This is a genomic window from Prevotella sp. oral taxon 317 str. F0108 (assembly GCF_000162415.1).
Taxonomy (GTDB): Bacteria; Bacteroidota; Bacteroidia; order Bacteroidales; family Bacteroidaceae; genus Prevotella; species Prevotella conceptionensis.
This window is the reverse complement of the sequence record NZ_GG740072.1, coordinates 760802-765331: the sequence shown is the minus strand read 5'-3', so window position 1 is coordinate 765331 and position 4530 is coordinate 760802. Positions and strand designations below refer to the sequence as shown.

Annotated in this window: 2 protein-coding genes and 2 pseudogenes; 2 read left to right on the top strand and 2 right to left on the bottom strand. The window is 39.0% G+C overall.

The annotated features are described in order from the left end of the window. Positions 1 to 136: 136 nt before the first annotated feature. Positions 137 to 340, top strand: a pseudogene (locus HMPREF0670_RS16955) (IS982 family transposase); the annotation flags it as partial. A 221-nt stretch (positions 341 to 561) separates the two neighbouring features. Here HMPREF0670_RS16955 and HMPREF0670_RS02765 read toward each other — a convergent pair. After that, positions 562 to 2766 (bottom strand): alpha-N-acetylglucosaminidase, encoded by a 2205-nt coding sequence (locus HMPREF0670_RS02765; RefSeq protein ID WP_009229637.1) that lies wholly within the window; start codon positions 2764 to 2766, stop codon positions 562 to 564. Between the two features lie 150 nt (positions 2767 to 2916). Here HMPREF0670_RS02765 and HMPREF0670_RS15510 point away from each other — a divergent pair. After that, positions 2917 to 3348, top strand: a pseudogene (locus HMPREF0670_RS15510) (IS4 family transposase); the annotation flags it as partial. Here HMPREF0670_RS15510 and HMPREF0670_RS02760 read toward each other — a convergent pair. Further along, positions 3280 to 4413, bottom strand: coding sequence for an IS1380 family transposase (locus HMPREF0670_RS02760; RefSeq protein WP_044077636.1), 1134 nt, complete (start codon positions 4411 to 4413; stop codon positions 3280 to 3282). The pseudogene HMPREF0670_RS15510 and the gene HMPREF0670_RS02760 overlap by 69 nt on opposite strands. Positions 4414 to 4530 lie beyond the last annotated feature (117 nt).

The window sequence follows — 4530 nt, the reverse complement described above, 5'->3', positions numbered from 1 at the left end:
TATATCCATGTGTCTTTTTAATGAAGTGATTACCTGAGTTTGGTCTAAGAAAATCTGTTTAAAAGTTATAGGAATGAGATATTTTTTGTACCTTTATAGCTCAAAACCAAAGTGTTACACAAACATCCTCATTCCTATGAACAGTACAAATTTAATAGAATTATTCTGTATTCTTGACGAATTCTGCAAATATTTTACTCCGCAACTCAAAAAACGTATGATCGATACAGTCGGAAAGCGTCGTCGTAATCGTGCTTGCGTGATGAACGACAGTGAGATAATGACCATTCTCATTCTATATCATCAGTCGCATTATATAGACCTGAAAACTTTTTACTTACATGAAATCTTTTTGCTGCACTTATTGCCTACAATCTTATGCCGAAGAAGCCAACGATAAATAATTGATAAAAGCAGGCTTATTGCATAAGGGTTATACCGAACTCAGGTTAAACTTACTATTCTTTTGCGCTGAAAGAGTGAGGGAAAAAACAACAGCATCATGGTGGGATAAAAAAACTTTTTCATTGTTTTCTTTAATATTTTAGTTCAACAAACATTTTATTCGTCAGGATTTATGAGATGATGATATTTATGATAAAACTTATTTGCCAATAAATAGGAATCACCTGTTGCTTGGATTGGATAATTCTCTGTCTTGGATATCCATTGCCATTCTTCATCGGTAACTTTCTTGAAGAATGTTTCATTATTAAACTCTTTATTTTGTTTTACTGCTGATATTACCTCCTCAATGAACATTTTCCAGCGTGGTGTGTAATATCCCTGAAGCAATCCTGCCCAAGTCCTATTTCCATAGTCATTTAGAGCAACCCCTTGTGTACTCCAATTGGTGATAATGTTTCTGGCATTCTTTTCATAATAACGAGACTCTTCCATATTGCGTCCCATATTTTGGGCATTCGTAAGCCATGGTCCTAAGAGAAAAGATGGAGATGTATAAAGTAGTGCTTCAAGGTCATTTAATAATGAAAGCATTTCGTTTCCTTTTATTGTCAGTGCGCTAATGTCTTTTCGCTCGTATGCCTGTGTAAACTCATCTCGAAGAACGGTAAAATAATTGCCCAACACTTGCCTTCCGATATTAACAATATCATATTTATAAGCAATCTTGGTAATGGCTTTACTCCTGAGAAGTAACCCCCAAGCTTCTAATAAGTCACGATTATTATACTTTGTCCAATTTTTGGTAGTCCAATTTCCATGGCCGGTAAGCGACGGACGAGCATTTGTGAGCGTTCCCTCTGTACATAGTGAATACTGCACATAAATTTTATCAATAAGCAGTTTCCATGCCTTTTCTGCATTTTCATCTGTCGTGCCCACTCTTCTTTGCGCCCATTGGACCGTCCAATCATGCAAAGAAATACCATCTTTATGCCAGACCTTCTCAAAGACAAAGTCATACATAATAGGATTGACGTCAAAGCCTTCGAGCGTTGAGCCTACACCAACCATACTTTCTGCATTTGCAAAAGCTTCATTCAAACGCCGGTCTACTTCCGCAATATTACCGGCGATCATTGTGTTTCCACCAAAGTTTCCTAAATAACACCATATAAAAGGTTGTTTATAATAAGATTCAGAGAATTTCCACACTTCGGTGCGTTCTGCATAATAGTCCAAAAGAATTTGTTTTTTGTCGGGTACAGCAGTTATATAACTTTTAATGCGTTCGTCTGTCCAATCCTTACGCTGATATGAAAACATCCATGTCATTTGCAACCATACAGCTTTAGAATCAGCATTTTTCAAGACATCATAAATTTTTGCCGAAGCATTTGCCAAATACTCAGGTTCCCAACTGGGTGGAGCAAGTTCGTTAAACGGATCAACTCCATAAATATGATCTGTACCGTATAGCTTTGTCTGTTCATCTATATATGTCTTTTGAATATCTGTAAACAAAGAATCGAACGGATCTAAAAAATGGCATCGATATTGATCTTCAAAATCTCCCCAGATACTTAATGGTGTAATCTTCGCCTTGGGGTATTTCTCTTTCAGTATTTCTGGAACATGCCCGGCAAATGCAGGGAGTACGGGCTTCATTCCCAAATCTCTGGTTCGTCGCAATATTTTCTTTTGAAGCTTTTCTTGGTTCTTTATCCATGACATAGGAAGCGGTCCCATCCAATGGTCTATGTTAGACATGCGATGCCAAGGTAAGTAGGACGGTCCTGTGAAATACTCAAGAATTTGTTTTTCTGTCAAACCATATTTTTTCCACACATTAAGCCATACCGATTCCTGACCGGCTATCGCCAATGGCATATTGATTCCGTTAAGAGCCATCCAATCGATTAATCTTTCCCATTCATGCCAGCCCCACCAAGTAAGAGTGTAACCGTAAGTGCAATAGTTTAGAAAAAAACGTTCGGGTACACGTGCGGAACGTACTACTTTTTCCGGAACTACAGGCAGAACCTTTGGAGTTTCGATTTTATCAAACGAATACCAAGACACATAAGTCTTACAATAGTACTTCAAATAATAATTCAGCCCAACCCCGATAGCAGATTTTGTCGTTCCTCTAATGATAATCTTATCCGCTTGGCTATATAGCTCAAACCTCTCATCATTAGTAACATCCGGCATATACTCTACAACTATTTTTAGGTAATGCTCCGGTAGGATTCTTTTAACCAACTCTCTAACCGGTACCAAGCTTACATTTGTTTCAGCTGCCACTGTAAACATGGAAATATTGAACAATATAAAAAATAAGAACAGTATCTTTTTCATTTCACTTTGTTTATTACAAACTCAAAAAATATTATCTACTAAAGTTTCCCACCCAAATAAATAGATGGAAAAATAACAGTTTGTCGAATTTTCTTTGTAAATTAGTAATCGCCAAAGAACTGATTTTAAAGACAAAACAACAAAACTGTTATGGAAACAAAAATAGAGAAAATAAGTGAGTTATCCAAACTTTTGAGTGTTAAAACTCGAATGAGTGATGATTTGTTTCATCTTTTTGGCAAATTTGGTATCGGTCATCTGTTATCTCGTCTGTCATTGGAGAAACAGGACGGGGTTTCTGCTTCGGAGTTAATCCTTTCTCTTTGCCTCTTCGGCATTGTTGGTGAGAGCATCCACAGTATATGCAAACATAAGATATATGAGCTTTCAAATCATGGTAAGAACTGTTTCTATCGCATGATGATTCGCCCACAGATGGATTGGAGACGATTGATGAACCACTTTGCACTGCGTTATATGTGCCTATTGCGTAAGTATGGCGAAGCTCCTCTATCAGATACCACTACATGTTTCATTATAGATGACATAGTGCTTGAAAACCATGTTCTCAGCCATAAAGGAAAAGGGCAGATGCGACCATCCGAAGTCATTGTTCTGTATGTCGAAGTTCTTTTCGCTTGCTCCACGCTCATTATAAAATGTAATGATGTCTTTCTCGGTAGATGTCCAGTTGTTGGTAAGTATACAGCGGTATGTGTATATCACTCCGAATACATCAGTCTGTTGCTTGCCCTCCTTGTCTTTCAAAGGACTACGCTGTACGACAAGCCTGTATGACTTTCTTTCTATTAGGTTGTCCATGCTGATGGATGTGACATCGCATCTCTCATAACCAACCTCAACACTCTTCCATTCTTTCAGCTGGCGGAAGTCCTCACATCGGCTGTCGCAGTTGGCTGCACGTATATAGAACGTGTTGCAGCGCTGCTCTACGGTTTGGATAATTTCCTTTGAGAACGATCCACAATCAGCACGGAAACGCTCTATTACCACACCAAGTTCTGAGGTTACACGGTCCATAATGCGACGGAGCGTGTCTTCTTGATGAAATCTCACATTGGTGTTTCCGTCACGATTCTCACCTCCGACTATGATTCCCCCAATGGAAGCCCAACCAGGGAAATAGCCAAAATCCTGCTTGTAGGAATACTTTGCATCGAACTTGTGGGATGGAATAAACTGGTGGTCAAAGTCCAAGTCAACATGACTGCCCGCCTTTATAAGTCCCATCCTCCGTATCATCCGTAAAAGTAAGGTATTCAGCTTTTCTGCTGTGTTGAAACTATACGACTTGTCGGAGGTCTCGCTCTTATAGACAATATTTTTCTCGGTAAGCTCCTTTAGTCCGCGCCCCACAGTGTCGGCACCGGGTAATAGCGTGTCAGGTCTCTGCTTGAACTGCCCTATAAGCGCATTGATGTCCTCAAGGCATTCTCCACCACAAAGGTAACTGAAGAAGAGAGAACCGAAAATACTTCCATGGCTGAATGCTTTGCCACTACTTCCACGTTTGCCCAACACGGATTCGGTAAGTTTTTCAAAGCCCAACTTTGAGAAAACGTCCATAATATGATAAATTCCACCGAAAGAAGTGATATTCTCGATTTTAATTGCTACCTTTGTCATGTCAGATTTTTGCTTACTTGTTATATTTGCAGCACCAAGATAGGTGAAATTTCTGACATATCCAAGTGTTTTGAGAACTTTGTTTCTCAGACACTTGGAGTTCTCACAAGGAAGTCG